Below are 16,457 nucleotides of genomic sequence, written 5' to 3'. Positions count from 1 at the left end.
CCCTCTGTGCAAGGCAGGGAGTCTTCACGTAGACTCCAAATTGACGTTGACGTAAACGTCATTTCTGCCGGTCCTCCGCCATGCCCTCTTCGTCCCGTCCGATCCCCGCTGTGCAGGCCGCTTCCGAGGGTGAATCTCGCGCTGCGCCGGTGCGCTACACCATCACCGAGCTGGCGCAGGAGTTCGAGATCACGCCGAGGGCGATCCGCTTCTACGAGGATCTGGGGCTGCTGCAGCCGCAGCGGGAAGGGCGCCACCGCATCTACAGCCACCGGGACCGCACGCGTCTGAAGCTGACCTTGCGGGGCAAGCGCCTGGGCCTGCCCCTGCAGGACATCAAGCAGTTGGTGGACATGTACGAGACCGGCACCGACACCCGTCCTCAGCTGGAAGCCTTCATCCAAGTGCTGCGCGCCCACCGCCGGCAGTTGGAGCAGCAGCTGGACGATATTCGCGTGACTTTGGCGGAGATTGATGAGCATGAGAGCAAATGCCGTCAACTGCTCGAAAAATCGCCGAGCCATGACGGAGGTGCTGAGGGCTGATCCGCGAGAACCCTGTCAGCCTGGGCAAGGGTGGCTGATTACACTGGCGGGCAGTTGATGCGCTGCAGCAAACACCATGAATTTCCAACTGGACGAACTCTTCCAGAAGAACCGTGAATGGGCCGAGGCCACCGAGGCCCGCTCGCCCGGTTTCTTCACCCGCCTGCTCAAGCAGCAGACGCCGCAGTACCTGTGGATCGGCTGCGCGGACAGCCGCGTGCCGGCCAATGAGCTGGTGGGACTGCTGCCGGGCGAGTTGTTCGTGCACCGCAACGTGGCCAATGTGGTGGCCCAGTCCGACCTCAATGCACTGTCGGTGATCCAGTTCGCGGTGGACGCGCTCAAGGTCCAGCACATCATGGTGGTGGGTCACTCCAACTGCGGCGGGGTGCGCGCGGCCGTCTACAACCTGCGCGTGGGCCTGGTCGACAACTGGCTGAGCCATGTGCGCGATGTGCGCGACCGCCACCACGCCTTCCTGTCGCAGCTGCCGATGGAACGCCAGGTCGAGGCGCTGTGCGAACTCAATGTGCTGGAACAGGTGCGTCATGTCTGCGACACCACCTTCGTCCAGGATGCCTGGACCCGTGGCCAGCCGGTGGTCATCCATGGCTGGGTGTATGGTCTGCACAATGGGATCATCAACGACCTCAACATCACCGCCACCTGTGCCGCGGACGTGAGCCCCGCCTATGACAAGGCTCTGGCCGCGGTGGAGTCGCGCTATCTGGCCGAGCAGGGCGCTGGCGTGGCCGGCTGAGCCGTTTCCCCGGAAAGACCGAGACCGTGCCGACGTTCCCGACACAGCTGAACGACCAACAGGCCTTCGAGATGGCGCAGGCCCTGCTGGCGGGCTTCAACAGGCATTACCGCCTGTTCCGGGAAAGCAGCGCCCAGGCGCAGCAGCGCTTCGAGCAGGCCGACTGGCTGGGTCAGCAGCGGGCCCAGCGGGATCGCATCGTCTTCTACGACCTGCGGGTGGGTGAGGCGGTGGAGCGGCTGCAGACCGAGTTCGGCGCCGGCAGCCTGTCGATGGAGGTCTGGCACCAGGCCAAGCTGCACTACATCGGCCTGCTGATCGACCACCACCAGCCTGAACTGGCGGAGACCTTCTTCAACTCGGTCACCACCCAGATCCTGCACCGCAGCTACTTCCACAACGACTTCATCTTCGTGCGGCCGGCGGTCTCCACCGAATACATCGAGAACGACGAGCCCGCCGCCACGCCGACCTACCGCGTCTACTACCCCGCACCGGAATCGCTGCATGAGGCCTTTCTGCGCATCGTCCACAACTTCCAGCTGCAGCGCCCCTTCGAGGACCTGGAGCGGGACGTGGCCGACGTGGTGGCGGCGCTGCGCGCCGAGCTGGGCAGCTTCCGTCCGCGCGCCAATTTCCAGATCCAGGTGCTGAGCTCCCTGTTCTTCCGCAACAAGGGCGCCTATGTCATCGGCAAGGTGGTCAATGGCTACCACGAGCTGCCGTTCTCGCTGCCCATCCTCTACAACGAGGCCGGGGACGCGCTGGTCATCGACACCGCGCTGATCGGCGAGGACGACCTGCAGATGCTGTTCAGCTTCGCGCGGGCCTACTTCATGGTGGACATGGAGATCCCCAGCGCCTTCGTGCAGTTCCTGCGCTCGATGATGCCGCGCAAGCCGCGCTGGGAGCTCTACAACGCCCTGGGTCTGCACAAGCAGGGCAAGAACATCTTCTACCGCGACTTCCTCTACCACCTGCGCCACTCCAGCGACCACTTCCGCATCGCCCCCGGCATCAAGGGCATGGTGATGCTGGTGTTCGACCTGCCCAGCTTTCCCTTCGTCTTCAAGCTGATCAAGGACTACTACCCGCCGCAGAAGGACACCACGCGCGAGCAGATCAAGGGCAAGTACCTGCTGGTCAAGCAGCACGACCGGGTGGGCCGCATGGCCGACACGCTGGAGTTCTCCGAGGTGGCTTTCCCCTTGGAGCGCTTCGAGGACGAGCTGGTCGAGGAGATCCGCCGCTTCGCACCCAGCCAGCTGGAGATCTCCGACCGCGACGGCGACGGCCACGTGGAGCTGATCCTCAAGCACGTCTACATCGAGCGCCGCATGATCCCGCTGAACCTCTACCTGCAGGAGGCCACGCCCACGCAGCTGGAAGAGGCGGTGGTCGAGTACGGCAATGCGATCAAGGACCTGGTGGCCGCCAACATCTTCCCCGGCGACATGCTGTGGAAGAACTTCGGCGTGACCCGCCAGGGCAAGGTCGTGTTCTACGACTACGACGAGATCGAGTACATCACCGACTGCAACTTCCGCCGCGTGCCACCGCCGCGCACCGAGGAAGACGAGATGTCCGGCGAGATCTGGTACTCGGTGGGACCCAAGGATGTCTTCCCGGAGACCTTCGGTCCCTTCCTGCTGGGCAACCAGGCGGTGCGCGAGGTTTTCCTGGCGCATCATGCGGATCTGCTCGATGCGGCTTTCTGGCAGAGCCACCAGGCCCGCATCAAGGCGGGTGATGTGCAGGACGTATTCCCTTATGACCCAGGCCGGCGCTTTGCCGTGAGGCGCCGCCTGGCCGCCATTGGCGGACACTGATTCACGGCAACCCAAGGAGACTCAAATGGCCGAATCCATCGTCATCGCAAGCGCCGTCCGCACCCCCATCGGCGCCTTGCTCGGAGACTTTTCTTCCCTTGCCGCCTGGGAGCTGGGCGCGGTGGCGATCAAGGCTGCCGTCGAGCGCGCCGGCGTGCCGGGCGACGCCGTGGACGAAGTGCTGATGGGCAACTGCCTGATGGCCGGCCAGGGCCAGGCCCCGGCCCGCCAGGCCATGCGCAAGGCCGGCCTGCCCGACGCCACCGGCGCCGTCACCCTGAGCAAGATGTGCGGCTCGGGCATGCGCGCCATGATGTTCGCCCACGACATGCTGGCCGCCGGTTCGGCCAACGTGATGGTGGCCGGGGGCATGGAAAGCATGACCAACGCCCCGCATCTGATGTTCGCGCGCAAGGGCGTGAAGTACGGCGCCACCACCATGTACGACCACATGGCCATGGACGGCCTGGAAGACGCCTACCAGCGTGGCAAGGCCATGGGCGTGTTCGCCGAACAGTGCGTGGGCAAGTACGACTTCAGCCGCGAGGCCATGGACCAGTTCGCGATCACCTCGCTGGCCCGTGCCAAGGAAGCCAACGAGAACGGCAGCTTCGAGTGGGAAATCGCCCCGGTGAGCCTGCCGGGCAAGGCCGGCGACACGGTGTTCACCAAGGACGAGTCTCCCTACAAGGCCAAGCCCGAGAAGATCCCTGGCCTGAAGCCCGCCTTCCTGAAGGAAGGCCGCATCACCGCCGCCACCTCGTCGAGCATCTCCGACGGCGCCGCCGCGCTGGTGATGGTGCGTGAATCCACCGCTGCCCAGATGGGCCTGACCCCGCTGGCCCGCATCACCGCCCACGCGGTGCATGCCCAGGCGCCGGAATGGTTCACCATCGCCCCGGTGGGCGCCATCCAGAAGGTGCTGACCAAGTCCGGCTGGAAGGCCGACCAGGTCGACCTGTGGGAAGTGAACGAGGCCTTTGCCGCCGTGACCATGGCCGCGATGACCGAGTACAAGCTGCCGCACGAGATCGTCAACGTGAATGGCGGCGCTTGCGCCCTGGGCCACCCGATCGGTGCTTCTGGCGCCCGCATCGTCGTGACCCTGCTGGGCGCCCTGCGCAAGCAGGGCAAGAAGCGCGGCGTCGCGGCGCTGTGCATCGGCGGCGGCGAAGCCACCGCCCTGGGCCTGGAACTGCTCTGAGCCCATGCCAACCCTGGGTGAACTGGGTGTGCACCAGCCGGCCTTGTTCGCGCTGGCCGTGCTGGTGCTCAATGCCACGCCCGGGGTCGACCTGCTCTACACCGTGAGCCGCACCCTGGCGGGCGGCTGGCGCCAGGGGCTGGCGGCGGCGCTGGGCGTCGGCGCCGGCTGCGTGGTGCATGCGCTGCTGGCGGCCTTCGGCCTGGCCACCCTGCTGGCCGTGTCCGCTTGGGCCTTCACCGGGCTCAAGTGGGCCGGCGCGACCTACCTGGTCTGGCTGGGGCTGGGCATGCTGCGCCAGGCTGCGCGGCCGGCGCCCTCGCTCGCGGCCACCGAGGCTCCGGTGGCGGCGCGCACCGGGATGCAGGTCTTCCGCCAGGGCCTGCTCACCAATGTGCTCAACCCCAAGGTGGCCCTGTTCTTCCTGGCCTTCCTGCCGCAGTTCATCACCCCGCAGGCCCCGCACAAGACGCTCAGCTTCCTGCTGCTGGGCGCCTGGTTCGTGCTGCAGGGCACGCTGTTCCTGGCCGCGGTGGTGTGGCTGACGCAGCGTCTGCACCGCGCGGTGGGTGGCTCGGCCCGGCTGGGCCGTTGGCTGAACGCCGCGGGCGGCCTGCTGTTCCTGGGCCTGGCCCTGCGCCTGTCGCGGGCGGAGGTGCCCGCGTGAGCCCGTCGGTGCTGGTCATCGGGGCCTCGCGCGGCATCGGCCTGGAGTTGGTGCGCCAGCACCGGGCCGAGGGCCGCGCGGTGGTGGCCACCGCCCGGGACGACGCCGGCCTGGCGCGCCTGCAGGCCATGGGCGCGCGGGCGCTCAAGCTCGACGTGGCCAGCCCGGTCAGCGTGTCCGGCCTGGCCTGGCAGATCGATGGCGAGTCCTTCGACGCCGTCTGGTTCTGCGCCGGGGTCTACGGCCCGTCCACCACCGGCCTGCAGCCGCCCACGCTGGCGGATTTCGACCGGGTGATGCACACCAATGTGCTGGGCGCCATGCAGGTGCTGCCCCAGTTGCTGGACGCGCTGGCACCCCAGGCCCGGCTGGGCCTGCTGTCCTCGCGCATGGGGTCCATCGGCCGGCGCAGCAGCCCCTCGGGCTGGCTGTACCGGGCCTCCAAGGCGGCGCTCAACTCGGTGCTCAAGGACCTGTCGCTGGCCCTGGCTGGCAAAGCCCTGTGCGTGGCCCTGCACCAGGGCTGGGTGCGCACCGACATGGGCGGCGCCGACGCCGACCTAGACGTGGCGCGCAGCGCCGCCGACCTGCGGGCCACGCTGGCGGCCCTGACCCCGGCCGAGCACGGCCGCTTCCTGAACCACGACGGCCGGCCCCTGGACTGGTGATCCGTCGTTCCCAGAACGATTTCCGGAGACAAACGACATGTTGCTCGACGACGACCACCGCGCCGTGCAGGACGCGGTGCGGGCCTATGTGCAGGACCGCATCGCCCCTCAGGCCGCGCGCTGGGACAAGGAACACCACTTCCCCGCGGCGGAGCTCAAGGGCCTGGCCGAACTGGGCTGCTACGGCGTGGCCGTGCCGCCGGAATACGACGGCTCCGGGCTGGATTACCTGGCCCTGTCGCTGATCCTGGAGGAGATCGCCGCTGGCGACGGCGGCACCTCCACCGTGGTCAGCGTCAACAACTGCCCGGTCTGCTCCATCCTGATGGCCTTCGGCAACGAGGACCAGAAGCAGCGCTTTCTCAAGCCCCTGGCGCGCGGCGACATGCTGGGCGCCTTCTGCCTGACCGAGCCGCATGTGGGCTCGGAGGCCGGCGGGCTGAAGACCACCGCGGTGCGGGACGGCGACCACTACGTGCTCAACGGCGTCAAGCAGTTCATCACCAGCGGCCAGAACGGTCAGGTCGCCATCGTGATGGCCGTGACCGACAAGGCCGCGGGCAAGAAGGGCATCAGCGCTTTCCTGGTGCCCACCGACACGCCGGGCTACATCGTCGCGCGGCTGGAGGACAAGATGGGCCAGCACAGCTCGGACACCGCGCAGATCCTGTTCGAACAGTGCCGCGTGCCGGTGGCCAACCGGCTGGGCGAGGAAGGGCAGGGCCTGAAGATCGCCCTGTCGGGCCTGGAGGGCGGGCGCATCGGCATCGCCAGCCAGTGCATCGGCATGGCCCGCGCGGCCTTCGAGGCGGCGCTCAAGTACAGCAAGGAACGGGTGGCCTTCGGCGTGCCCATCTTCGAACACCAGGCCCTGCAGCACAAGCTGGCCGACATGGCCACCCAGATCGAGGCTGCGCGCCAGCTGATCTGGCATGCCGCCAGCCTGAAGGACGCCGGTAGGCCCTGCCTGAAGGAGGCGGCCATGGCCAAGCTCTTCGCCAGCGAGATGGCCGAGCGCGTCTGCTCCGCGGCCATCCAGGTGCATGGCGGCTATGGCTATGTCACCGACTTCCCGGTGGAGCGGCTCTACCGCGACGTGCGGGTCTGCCAGATCTACGAGGGCACGTCCGAGGTGCAGAAGATCCTGATCGGAAGGGCGCTGGTCTGAACCGTGATCGTGTGGGGCGCCTGCGCCCCGTGACCGGCCAGGCCCTGCGCTGGCTGCGTGCCGAAGGCTCGCTGACCATGCATCTGCGCCGGGCCCGCGCGCCGCTGACGGTGCAGGTGCTGGGCCAGGCGCGCGAGCCGGCCCGGGCGGAGGACGCCCGGCCGCTGGGCCTGCGCCCAGGCGCGGCGGTGCTGGGCCGCACTGTGCTGCTGGTGGGTGATGGCCGGCCGATGGTGCTGGCCCATTCGGTGGTGCGGGCTGCGGTGGCCCGCGGGCCCTGGCGGGCGCTGGGCGGCCTGGGCAGCCGCCCGCTGGCCGAACTGCTGTTCACGCGGGCCGATGTGGACCGCTCCCCGCTGTGGCAGGCCTGGCTGCCGCCGGCCCACCCGCTGGCACGCTGGGTGGCGCGTGCCTGGCAGCAGGCCACCGGTCAGCCCTTCCCCGGCCGGGGCGTGTGGCGGCGCTGGTCCTGCTTTGAGCGCCAGGGGCAGTCGCTGCTGGTCAACGAGTTCTTCGTGCCCGGCGAGGTGGTCGCCTGGCCGGCGCGGGCCCGTCAGCGCGCGGGCAGGTACAGGCGGTCGGAGTAGGTGGCCAGCCACTGCGGGCGGAAGGCCACGAAGATGGCCACCAGCATGCCGGTCAGGAAGGCGTCGCCCCAGGCCGCCAGCCAGCGACCGATCAGGATGTCGCCCGCCTCGCTGCCTGTCGGGGTGCCGTGCAGCCACAGGGCGAGGGCGCCCGAGAGCCACATCGCCAGCACGGAGGCGAAGAAGCCCCGGCCCAGGATGTAGACGAAGAGGTGGTGGGGGAGCCAGCGCCGCACCGCCAGGCCCAGGCCGAAGGCCAGGCTGGCCGGCACAACGCCCAGCCAGACCAGACGCGACAGGCCCACGGCCCAGTCCAGGTCGCCCAGCACGGTGGTCAGCAGCGCCACCGGCAGCAGCGACAGCATGGCCAGCGGCCAACCCGCCATCAGGGCCAGCAGGCAGGCACCGGATAGCGGCTGCAGCAGCGGCACATGGGACACCTGGTCCGCCCCCCACAGCAGGGGCATGACCGCGCACCAGCCCAGCCAGGGCCAGGGCGGGCCGGCCAGCGGCAGCGCGCGCCAGGGCCGCAGCAGCAAGGCCAACGCCATCACGCCCACGACCAGGACCACTTCGAGTGCCATGCTCGGCATCCTAGTCCCCGTGCAGGACCGCCGCGTGACCGCGGTCAATCCGGGCGGACCCCTCCCGCAGCCCGGGGAGGGCAGGACGCGTCGCTTTGGCGTATCTTTCACGGATGAACACCGAGAGCCGTACCCCGATCGACTTCTACTTCGACTTCTCGTCGCCGTACTCGTACATCGCCAACGAATGGATCGATGCGCTGGCGGCGCGCCATGGCCGCGTCGTGCGGCGCCGGGCCATCCTGCTGGGCGTGGCCTTCCAGGCGGCCGAGTTGAAGAGCCCGGTGTCCCACCCGATCAAGCGAGACTATGCGCTGCGCGACTTCGCCCGCTCGGCCCGTTTCGAGGGGCTGCCCTACCTCATGCCCTCGACCTTTCCCATTCCCACCCAGAACGCCGCCCGGGTGTTCTGGTGGCTGCAGGAAACCCAGGGGGCCGAGGCGGCCGCGGCCTGGACCCGCAGCGCCTTCCGGGCCTTCTTCACCCGCGACATCGTGTTGAGCGACCCCGCTGCGCTCAAGGCCCTGCTGGCCGAATCGGGCGTGGACGCCGACGCCGCCGAGGCGGCCTGGAACGACCCGGTCTGGAAGGACCGGCTGAAGCAGGCCAACGAGCAGGCGATCGCTGCCGGGGTGTTTGGTGCACCGTTCTTCGTGATTGACGGCGAGCCTTTCTGGGGCAACGACCGCAAGCTGCAGATGGAGCGCTGGCTCGGCCAGGGGCCATATTGAGGCAGGCGCGGAGCCCCGCCGGCCGCCAGGGGCTGGGGCGCTGCGAGACAATCCGAAGGTATTGATCTGCTGCCGCCGCGCCGGGCGCGGCCGACCGAGCCATGTCCACCACCGCTGCCCTGGCCGACGAGGCCCCCGATGATGTCCCGCACGAGGGCTATGCCCTGGTGCGCCGGGTGCTCGCCGAACAGGGGCACGGCGCCGCGCCCCGCTGGCTGACCGTGCCGGCCCGCACCTGCCAGGAGGCCGCCGAGGCCCTGGGCGTGTCCACCGGCCAGATCGCCAAGAGCGTGATCTTCCGCCGCAAGGCCGACGACGTGGCGGTGTTGGTGGTGGCCTCCGGCGACCTGCGGGTGGACGAGCGCAAGGTGGCGGCCCTCGTCGGCCCCATCGGCCGGGCCGATGCCGCCTTCGTCAAGGCCCGCACCGGCTTCTCCATCGGCGGCGTCTCGCCGGTGGGCCATGCCACGCCGCCGGTCACGCTGCTGGACCGCGAACTCTTCCGCTTCGACACCGTGTGGGCCGCCGCCGGCCACCCGCATGGCGTCTTCCCAGCCCGCCCGGACGAACTGCAGCGCCTGACCCAGGCGCCGGTGGTCGATGTGATGCAGTCCACATGAGCACTTGCCCGCCACCGCCCATGTCCGCGGCCGTCCCTTCGCCCTGCATCGGCATCTGCCAGATCGACCCGCGCACCGGCTGGTGCGCCGGCTGCTGGCGCACCCTCGACGAGATCGCCGGCTGGTCGACGGCCGACGACGCCCGCAAGCGGGCCGTCTGGGCCGAGCTGCCCGGCCGCTGCGTCCAGGCCGGCGGGGACCCCTCGCTGTTCCTGCCGGACAGCGCCGCATGAAGCACCTGGTGCTGCACCTGGACCTGGCCTCGCCCGAGGCCTGGCCCTGCTTCCAGCGCCTGCCCGACCTGCTGATGGGCCAGCACGTGTGGATCGAGATCTGCCCGGCCGGCGCGCCGGACCAGGCCCTGGCGCCCCTGTGGCGGCACGCCCTGGCCTGTGGCGAGCCCGGTGCCCTGCCCAACCGCTGGCTGGCCGAGCAGGTGCTGCGCGCCGTCTGGCACGACGCGCCGGCCACCGGCCGTGACGTCCAGCCAGCGCTGGCCCAACTGGCTCAGGTGCTGAGCCCGGACCGCGACCCTGACAGCCCGGCGGTGCGGCAGGCGTGGGCGGCGCTGTGCGAGCGCTCGCGTCGGCTGGGCGCGGGCCGCGCGCCGCTGCTGCATCGGCCCGCCGACGGCGCCTGCTGGGTGGGCGAGGCCGCGATTTCGCAGGCAGCTCAGGGTTTGTGAGGACCCGGCCGTGCCCCTGGGACTTACCCAGGGATAAGCGGCGATTTACCGCATCGCGCAATGGGTCCTCAGGGTTGCAACGGAGTTTGTCAGGATCCGTTCAGTTCGCCGTCAGAGACGGGTCAGAGCCCCCTCGAATAGTCCGCTCCACGCGCCGCCGTTGGGGTGGTGCACGGTGGATTCGAGGAGATAAACATGGCAACTGTCGCGGTGTCCAACGCACCGATGACCGCGGAAGAGAAGAAGGTCATCTTCGCCTCTTCCCTGGGCACGGTGTTCGAGTGGTACGACTTCTATCTGTACGGTTCGCTGGCGGCCATCATCGCCAAGCAATTCTTCTCCGGCCTGGATGCGGGCTCGGCCTTCATCTTCGCGCTGCTGGCCTTTGCCGCGGGCTTCCTGGTGCGTCCCTTCGGCGCGCTGGTGTTCGGCCGCCTGGGCGACATGATCGGCCGGAAGTACACCTTCCTGGTCACCATCCTGATCATGGGCCTGTCGACCTTCATCGTCGGCATCCTGCCCAACTACGCCTCCATCGGTGTGGCCGCCCCGGTCATCCTGATCGCGCTGCGCCTGCTGCAAGGCCTGGCGCTGGGCGGTGAGTACGGCGGTGCCGCCACCTATGTGGCCGAGCACGCTCCGCACGGCAAGCGCGGCGCCTACACCTCCTGGATCCAGACCACCGCGACTCTGGGCCTGTTCCTGTCGCTGCTGGTGATTCTGGGCACCCGCCTGAGCCTGGGTGAAGAGGCCTTCGGCGCCTGGGGCTGGCGCATCCCGTTCATCGTCTCGGTCTTCCTGCTGGGCATCAGCGTGTGGATCCGTCTGTCGATGAACGAATCGCCCGCCTTCAAGAAGATGAAGTCCGAGGGCAAGACCTCCAAGGCCCCGCTGACCGAGTCCTTCGGCCAGTGGAAGAACCTGAAGATCGTGATCCTGGCCCTGCTGGGTCTGGTCGCCGGTCAGGCCGTGTGCTGGTACACCGGTCAGTTCTACGCCCTGTTCTTCCTGACCCAGGCCCTGAAGGTGGATGGCGCGACCGCCAACATCCTGCTGGCGGTGGCCCTGTTGATCGGCACGCCGTTCTACGTGATCTGGGGCACCCTGTCCGACAAGATCGGCCGCAAGCCGGTGATCATGGCCGGCCTGCTGCTGGGCGCCCTGTGCTTCATGCCCGGCTTCAAGGCGCTGACCGTGGCGGCCAACCCCGACCTGGCCGCGGCGCAAGCCAACGCCAAGGTGGTGGTGACGGCCGACCCGAACGAGTGCTCGTTCCAGTTCAACCCCACCGGCACCAAGAAGTTCACCTCCTCCTGCGACATCGCCAAGCAAATGCTGGCCAGCAGCTCGGTGAGCTATGACTCGGTCAACGGCAGCGGCCCGGCCAAGATCGCCATCGGTGACACCGTGATCGAGAGCTTTTCCGCCGTGGGCCTGCCGGCCGACGAGGCCAAGAAGAAGGAAGGCGACTTCAAGAAGGCGGTGGGCGAGGCCCTGAAGGCCCACGGCTACCCGACCAAGGCCGACCCGGCCAAGATGGACAAGGTCAAGATCGTCCTGATCCTGGCGTTCATGATGATCATCGTGGCCATGTCCTACGGCCCGCTGGCGGCCATGCTGGTCGAGATGTTCCCGACCCGCATTCGCTACACCTCGATGAGCCTGCCGTACCACATCGGCAACGGCTGGTTCGGCGGCCTGCTGCCCACCACCTCCTTTGCCATCGTGGCCCAGACCGGCAACATGTACAACGGCCTGTGGTACCCGATCATCATCGCCGGCGCCACCTTCGTGATCGGCATGCTGTTCGTGCGCGAGACCAAGGACGTGGACATCTACGCCGGCGACTGACGCCAGCGTAGGGATCCCCTCTCACACCCAAGGCGGCCTGCGGGCCGCCTTTTTTATGAGAGGCCCTTGCCCGGGCCCGCTGACCCTTCCAACCCTCAAGGAGTCCCTGTCATGTGGAAGCTGATCCTCGCCTTCGTCCTGTTCGCTGCATTGGCCCTGTGGGTCGTGTCCAAGGGGGGCAACCAGCTGGACATGGGGGGCGAAAAGCACGGCGCCGAGGTGCATGAAAGCGCACCGGCGGCGTCGGAAGGCGCGAGTGCGGCCATGCCTGTGCCCGCTGCGGCTTCGGAAGCCGCCAGCGCCGCATCGAACTGAACCGGGTCAGCCGATCAGCCGGCCGCTGGCGTCCAGCAGGGTCGGGTTGACGAACTGGCTGCCGCGGCGCCCGTCGCGGAAGTCCACCGTCCAGCCGCCCAGCGTGAGCGGCCGGCGCCGGGCCACGCCTTCCAGCAGGCGCTCGCGCGTGAGCGGCGCGCCGGCCTCGCGCACCAGCGCCGCCGTGTACTGGCCGGCCAGGTAACCCGCCAGGCTGATGGTGGAGGGAGGCTCGTCGTAGAGCTCGCCCAGGCGGTTGCGGTAGGTCTCCACCACCGACAGGCGGCTGCGCAGCGGGCTGGGCACCACCTGGGTCAGGATCACCGGCACGCCGCGTCCCGGGGTGAACTGCATCAGCGAAGGGGCGTCCACATCGCCCAGGGCCAGCACGAAGCGGTGGTCGCCGCGCTGAGCCATGGCCTGGGTGAACTGGGCCACCTCCGCGCTGGTGGCCAGGAACAGAATCATCGACCCGCCGGCCGGCAGGCGCGCGGCCAGCGCGGCCGGCTGGGTCACGCTGCTGCCGGTCAGCCGGCGCAGCTTCAGGCCCAGGGACTGGGCCATGGCGCTGACCTCAGGGTCGTAGAGCCGCTGGTCGTCCGGCGTGCTGTAGACCACGATCAGCTCGTTCACGCCCATGCCGTAGGCGCTGCCCAGGGCCTTGCGCAGCTGCATGCTGCGCGAGGCGAAGAGCAAGGCCAGGGTGTCGTCGCCGTCGTGGCGGCTGTCAGCCATCCACGGGCCCAGGTGGGGCAGCTTCAGGCCACGCTGGGCCAGCCCGTCCTGCACCCGCACGGCCAGGGCGTCCCCCACCGTGCCCACCAGCGCGAGGATGCCGGCGAGCGCCGCATTCACGGCTGCCGCGCTGCCATCGGTGTTGACCGTTTCCAGGCTGATGCGCGACAGCGGACGGCCTTTCTGCCCTTCCACGGCCCAGGCCAGGCGCACGCCGGTGGAGTAGTCGCGCGAGAGTTCCTGCTGCGCCACCGACAGATCCAGCAGCTGGACCATGCGCGCTTCGGTTCGCCCTCCGCTGCCCTCGCCCTTGCCCTGGGCGAAGACGGGAGCGGACAGGGCCAAGCCAGCGGGCAGGGCCCACCGACGCAGCCAGCGTCGGCGGCCCGGGTCGGTCGGGTACTGCATGGCGCCGGATTCTCGGCACCGTGCATGTCAGGTCGACGACAGGCCCGGTGCGGATCCGGCGCGTCCGGCCAGGTCGGCCACCACCTCGCCGATGGCCAGGGCCGCCGTCAGCCCCGGGGACTCGATGCCCAGCAGGTTGACCAACCCGGCCACGCCATGCTGCGCCGGGCCGTCGATGCGGAAATCGGCAGCGGGTGCATCGGGCCCGCTGATGCGGGGCCGCACCCCGGCATAGGCCGGCTGCAGGCTGTGCGCGGGCAGGCCGGGCCAGTAGTGGCGGATGGCCTCCTCGAAGCCGGCGGCTTCCTCCGGCGAGACGCTGTAGTCGATCGCGTCCACCCAGCGGAAGCTCGGGCCGAAGCGGGCTTGCCCGCCCAGGTCCAGCGTGAGGTGCACACCCAGGTGGCCGCTGTCGGACGGGGCCGGGTAGACCAGGTGGGAGAAGGGCGCCCGGCCCGGCAGGCTGAAGTAGGCGCCCTTGGCGTAGTGCGGGCGCGGCACCCAGGGCGAGTCGGTGCCGAGCACCATCGCGGCCACCTGGCAGGCCTGCAGTCCGGCGGCGTTGACCAGCGTGCGGCAGCGCAGGGACATGGGGTCGGCACCACCGGTGCGCAGGACCAGGCCGTCACCATCGCGGCGGGCCTGGGCCACGGGGGTGCGCAGCACCAGGGTGGCGCCCGCGGCCTCGGCATCGGCCCACAGGGCCTGCATCAGACCGTGGCTGTCGACGATGCCGGTGCTCGGCGACCGCAGCGCGGCATGGGCCGCCAGCGCCGGCTCCAGGGCCTGCACCGCCGCGGCGTCCAGCCACTGCAGGTCGGCCACGCCATTGGCCCGGGCCCGGGCCTGCAGTGCCTGCAGGGCCGGTACCTCGTCCGGCGTGCAGGCCACCACCAGCTTGCCGCAGCGCCGGTGCGCCACATGGCGGGCGGCGCAGTACGCATAGAGCAGCTCACGCCCACGCACGCACAGCCGCGCCTTGAGCGAGCCCGGCGGGTAGTACAGGCCGGCGTGGATGACTTCGCTGTTGCGGGCGCTGGTGGCGGTGCCGATGGCGGATTCCGCCTCCAGCACCCACACCTCCCGCCCGGCCTCGGCCAGGGCCCGGGCACAGGCCAGCCCCACGACGCCCGCACCGACCACCACGCAATCGACGACTTCCATGCCGTCGATTGTGCGTCTTGCGTCTTGTTACCACGCGGCGATGGAACTGCTTGCGGATCTCACGCTTTGCCACATAGAGTCGCCCCGGGCGTGTCATGTGCGGACCGTTGGGAGGACGTGCATGCAAGGCAAGACGCCCCACAAACCACAAGAGGAGCTTTCATGTCTCATGTCATGAGCAATACAGCGCCCGGGATGGGCGCAGCGTCCCCGTCCCTGCTCTCGAAGGAGCGCACCGTTGCGCCGCCGGGCTTCAACCGCTGGTTGGTGCCTCCGGCCGCGCTGGCCATCCACCTGTGCATCGGCATGGCCTATGGCTTCTCGGTCTTCTGGCTGCCGCTGTCCAAGGCCATCGGCATCAAGGAGGCCCTGAAGTGCAGTCCCGAGGTGGGCTTCTTCCAGCAGCTGTTCACCACCAGCTGCGACTGGCCCATCGCCACGCTGGGCTGGATGTACATGCTGTTCTTCGTCTTCCTGGGCTTGTCGGCCGCCATCTGGGGCGGCTGGCTGGAACACGCCGGTCCCCGCAAGGCCGGCGTGGTGGCCGCGGTCTGCTGGGGCGGCGGCATGCTGTTCTCGGCCCTGGGCATCCATCAGCACCAGTTCTGGATGATGGTGCTGGGCTCGGGGATCATCGGCGGCATCGGGCTGGGGCTGGGCTACATCTCGCCGGTCAGCACCCTGATCAAGTGGTTCCCGGACAAGCGCGGCATGGCCACCGGCATGGCCATCATGGGCTTCGGTGGTGGCGCGATGATCGGCTCGCCCTTGGCCGCCGAGCTCATGAAGCACTTTGCGACCCCCACCAGCGTTGGCGTGTGGGAGACCTTTGTCGTGATGGGCCTGCTCTACCTGGTGGCCATGCTGCTGGGCGCCTTCGGCTACCGGGTGCCGGCCCATGGCTGGAAGCCCGAGGGCTGGACGCCGCCCGCCCAGGGCCAGGCCAAGGCCCTGATCACCCACGGCCATGTGCACGTGAAGAAGATCTGGGGCATTCCGCAGTTCTGGCTGGTCTGGATGGTGCTGTGCATGAACGTCTCGGCCGGCATCGGCGTGATCGGCATGGCCAGCCCGATGCTGCAGGAGGTCTTCGGTGGCAGCCTGATCGGCGTGCAGGCCAAGTTCGGTGAACTCGACAAGACCCAGCTCACGGCCATTGCCGGCGTGGCCGCCGGCTTCACCGCGCTGCTGAGCCTGTTCAACATCGCCGGCCGCTTCTTCTGGGCCAGCCTGTCGGACGCCCTGGGCCGCAAGCTGACCTACACCGTCTTCTTCGTGCTCGGCGGCGTGCTCTACGCCAGCGTGCCGGCCAGCGCCGGCATGGGCAGCAAGCTGCTGTTCGTGGGCGCCTTCTGCGTCATCCTGAGCATGTACGGCGGCGGCTTCGCCACCGTGCCGGCCTACCTGGCCGACCTGTTCGGCACGCAGATGGTCGGCGCCATCCACGGCCGTCTGCTCACTGCCTGGGCCACCGCCGGCATCATCGGGCCGGTGGTCGTCAACTACATGCGCGAGTACCAGCTGGGCCTGGGCCTGCCGCCGGACCAGGTCTACAACCAGACCATGTACATCCTGGTGGGCATGCTGGGTGTGGGCCTGCTCTGCAACCTGCTGGTGAGGCCGGTGAACCCCAAGCACTTCATGAGCGATGAGGAGCTGGCCCAGGAGAAGCGCCTGGCCAGCGAACGTGCCCAGGAAGAGGCTCAGCACGAGATGGGCACCCACACCTATCACCGCAGCAGCACGGTGCTGGTGGCGCTGGCCTGGCTGGCCGTGGGCCTGCCGCTGGCCTGGGGGGTGTACCGCACCGTCCTGAGCGTGGCCAAGTTCTTCCACTGATCCAGGGTGCGGGGTCGCCTCGAACCCTGCGCTCTCAGGGGGGGCGATGGAACCACCGTCGCGCTAGAGTTCATGCTTTTGCGCCGTTTGCAAGGTG

General features: G+C 69.1%; 18 protein-coding genes. 15 read left to right on the top strand and 3 right to left on the bottom strand.

The genetic code is table 11. From position 1 onward, the window contains the following. Nucleotides 1–80 precede the first annotated feature (80 nt). The 8 genes from I73_RS04990 (at nucleotide 81) to I73_RS26010 (ending at nucleotide 7,428) form a co-directional block, all read left to right on the top strand. On the top strand, nucleotides 81–545 hold the full coding sequence (locus I73_RS04990; RefSeq protein ID WP_051049025.1) for a MerR family DNA-binding transcriptional regulator: 465 nt from the start codon (nucleotides 81–83) through the stop codon (nucleotides 543–545). A 76-nt stretch (nucleotides 546–621) separates the two neighbouring features. Next, nucleotides 622–1,305 carry a carbonate dehydratase gene (can, locus tag I73_RS04985; RefSeq protein ID WP_022979605.1) on the top strand — a complete coding sequence of 228 codons (684 nt, stop codon included), beginning with the start codon at nucleotides 622–624 and terminating at the stop codon, nucleotides 1,303–1,305. Nucleotides 1,306–1,331: 26 nt separating this feature from the next. Beyond that, the gene (gene aceK, locus I73_RS04980) at nucleotides 1,332–3,134 is read left to right on the top strand and encodes a bifunctional isocitrate dehydrogenase kinase/phosphatase (protein WP_022979604.1); all 1,803 of its coding nucleotides are present in this window, start codon (nucleotides 1,332–1,334) and stop codon (nucleotides 3,132–3,134) included. Between the two features lie 25 nt (nucleotides 3,135–3,159). After that, entirely contained in the window at nucleotides 3,160–4,338 is a 1,179-nt protein-coding gene (locus I73_RS04975; protein WP_022979603.1) for an acetyl-CoA C-acyltransferase, read from the top strand. A gap of 4 nt (nucleotides 4,339–4,342) precedes the next feature. Beyond that, nucleotides 4,343–5,005 (top strand): LysE family translocator, encoded by a 663-nt coding sequence (locus I73_RS04970; RefSeq protein ID WP_022979602.1) that lies wholly within the window; start codon nucleotides 4,343–4,345, stop codon nucleotides 5,003–5,005. Then, complete coding sequence (locus I73_RS04965) at nucleotides 5,002–5,673, top strand: SDR family oxidoreductase (protein ID WP_022979601.1); 672 nt, start codon at nucleotides 5,002–5,004, stop codon at nucleotides 5,671–5,673. Before I73_RS04970 ends, I73_RS04965 begins: the two co-directional genes overlap by 4 nt. A gap of 37 nt (nucleotides 5,674–5,710) precedes the next feature. Next, on the top strand, nucleotides 5,711–6,841 hold the full coding sequence (locus I73_RS04960) for an acyl-CoA dehydrogenase family protein (protein WP_022979600.1): 1,131 nt from the start codon (nucleotides 5,711–5,713) through the stop codon (nucleotides 6,839–6,841). A 29-nt stretch (nucleotides 6,842–6,870) separates the two neighbouring features. Further along, nucleotides 6,871–7,428, top strand: a complete 558-nt coding sequence (locus I73_RS26010) for a chorismate lyase (protein ID WP_159105843.1) — start codon at nucleotides 6,871–6,873, stop codon at nucleotides 7,426–7,428. On the opposite strand, the gene I73_RS04950 is transcribed toward I73_RS26010, so the two are convergent. Beyond that, entirely contained in the window at nucleotides 7,395–8,012 is a 618-nt protein-coding gene (locus I73_RS04950) for a hypothetical protein (RefSeq protein ID WP_234409411.1), read from the bottom strand. The two genes, I73_RS26010 and I73_RS04950, sit on opposite strands and share 34 nt — an antisense overlap. Before the next feature lie 113 nt (nucleotides 8,013–8,125). On the opposite strand from I73_RS04950, the gene I73_RS04945 reads away from it, so the two are divergent. From I73_RS04945 to I73_RS04920, 6 genes are all read left to right on the top strand, one after another. Further along, nucleotides 8,126–8,743, top strand: a complete 618-nt coding sequence (locus I73_RS04945) for a 2-hydroxychromene-2-carboxylate isomerase (RefSeq protein WP_022979597.1) — start codon at nucleotides 8,126–8,128, stop codon at nucleotides 8,741–8,743. 101 nt (nucleotides 8,744–8,844) lie between these two features. Beyond that, nucleotides 8,845–9,363, top strand: a complete 519-nt coding sequence (locus tag I73_RS04940) for a YbaK/EbsC family protein (RefSeq protein ID WP_022979596.1) — start codon at nucleotides 8,845–8,847, stop codon at nucleotides 9,361–9,363. Nucleotides 9,364–9,383: 20 nt separating this feature from the next. After that, entirely contained in the window at nucleotides 9,384–9,596 is a 213-nt protein-coding gene (locus tag I73_RS26005; protein WP_306304221.1) for a DUF1289 domain-containing protein, read from the top strand. Beyond that, nucleotides 9,593–10,048: a hypothetical protein gene (locus tag I73_RS04930; protein ID WP_022979594.1), complete on the top strand. Its 456-nt coding sequence runs from the start codon at nucleotides 9,593–9,595 to the stop codon at nucleotides 10,046–10,048. Before I73_RS26005 ends, I73_RS04930 begins: the two co-directional genes overlap by 4 nt. A gap of 195 nt (nucleotides 10,049–10,243) precedes the next feature. Further along, on the top strand, nucleotides 10,244–11,899 hold the full coding sequence (locus I73_RS04925) for an MFS transporter (protein WP_026096326.1): 1,656 nt from the start codon (nucleotides 10,244–10,246) through the stop codon (nucleotides 11,897–11,899). A gap of 111 nt (nucleotides 11,900–12,010) precedes the next feature. Beyond that, nucleotides 12,011–12,214 carry a hypothetical protein gene (locus I73_RS04920; protein WP_022979592.1) on the top strand — a complete coding sequence of 68 codons (204 nt, stop codon included), beginning with the start codon at nucleotides 12,011–12,013 and terminating at the stop codon, nucleotides 12,212–12,214. Nucleotides 12,215–12,220: 6 nt separating this feature from the next. On the opposite strand, the gene I73_RS04915 is transcribed toward I73_RS04920, so the two are convergent. Together I73_RS04915 and I73_RS04910 are read right to left on the bottom strand one after the other, a co-directional pair. Next, entirely contained in the window at nucleotides 12,221–13,357 is a 1,137-nt protein-coding gene (locus I73_RS04915; protein ID WP_022979591.1) for an ABC transporter substrate-binding protein, read from the bottom strand. Between the two features lie 27 nt (nucleotides 13,358–13,384). Further along, nucleotides 13,385–14,521, bottom strand: coding sequence for an NAD(P)/FAD-dependent oxidoreductase (locus tag I73_RS04910; RefSeq protein WP_022979590.1), 1,137 nt, complete (start codon nucleotides 14,519–14,521; stop codon nucleotides 13,385–13,387). A 162-nt stretch (nucleotides 14,522–14,683) separates the two neighbouring features. Between I73_RS04910 and I73_RS04905 the strand changes: the two genes are divergently transcribed. Beyond that, nucleotides 14,684–16,360 carry an OFA family MFS transporter gene (locus I73_RS04905; protein WP_374701944.1) on the top strand — a complete coding sequence of 559 codons (1,677 nt, stop codon included), beginning with the start codon at nucleotides 14,684–14,686 and terminating at the stop codon, nucleotides 16,358–16,360. Nucleotides 16,361–16,457 lie beyond the last annotated feature (97 nt).

The organism is Ideonella sp. B508-1 (assembly GCF_000333615.1).
Taxonomy (GTDB): domain Bacteria; phylum Pseudomonadota; class Gammaproteobacteria; order Burkholderiales; family Burkholderiaceae_C; genus Ideonella.
This window is presented reverse-complemented; position numbering and strand designations above follow the sequence as displayed.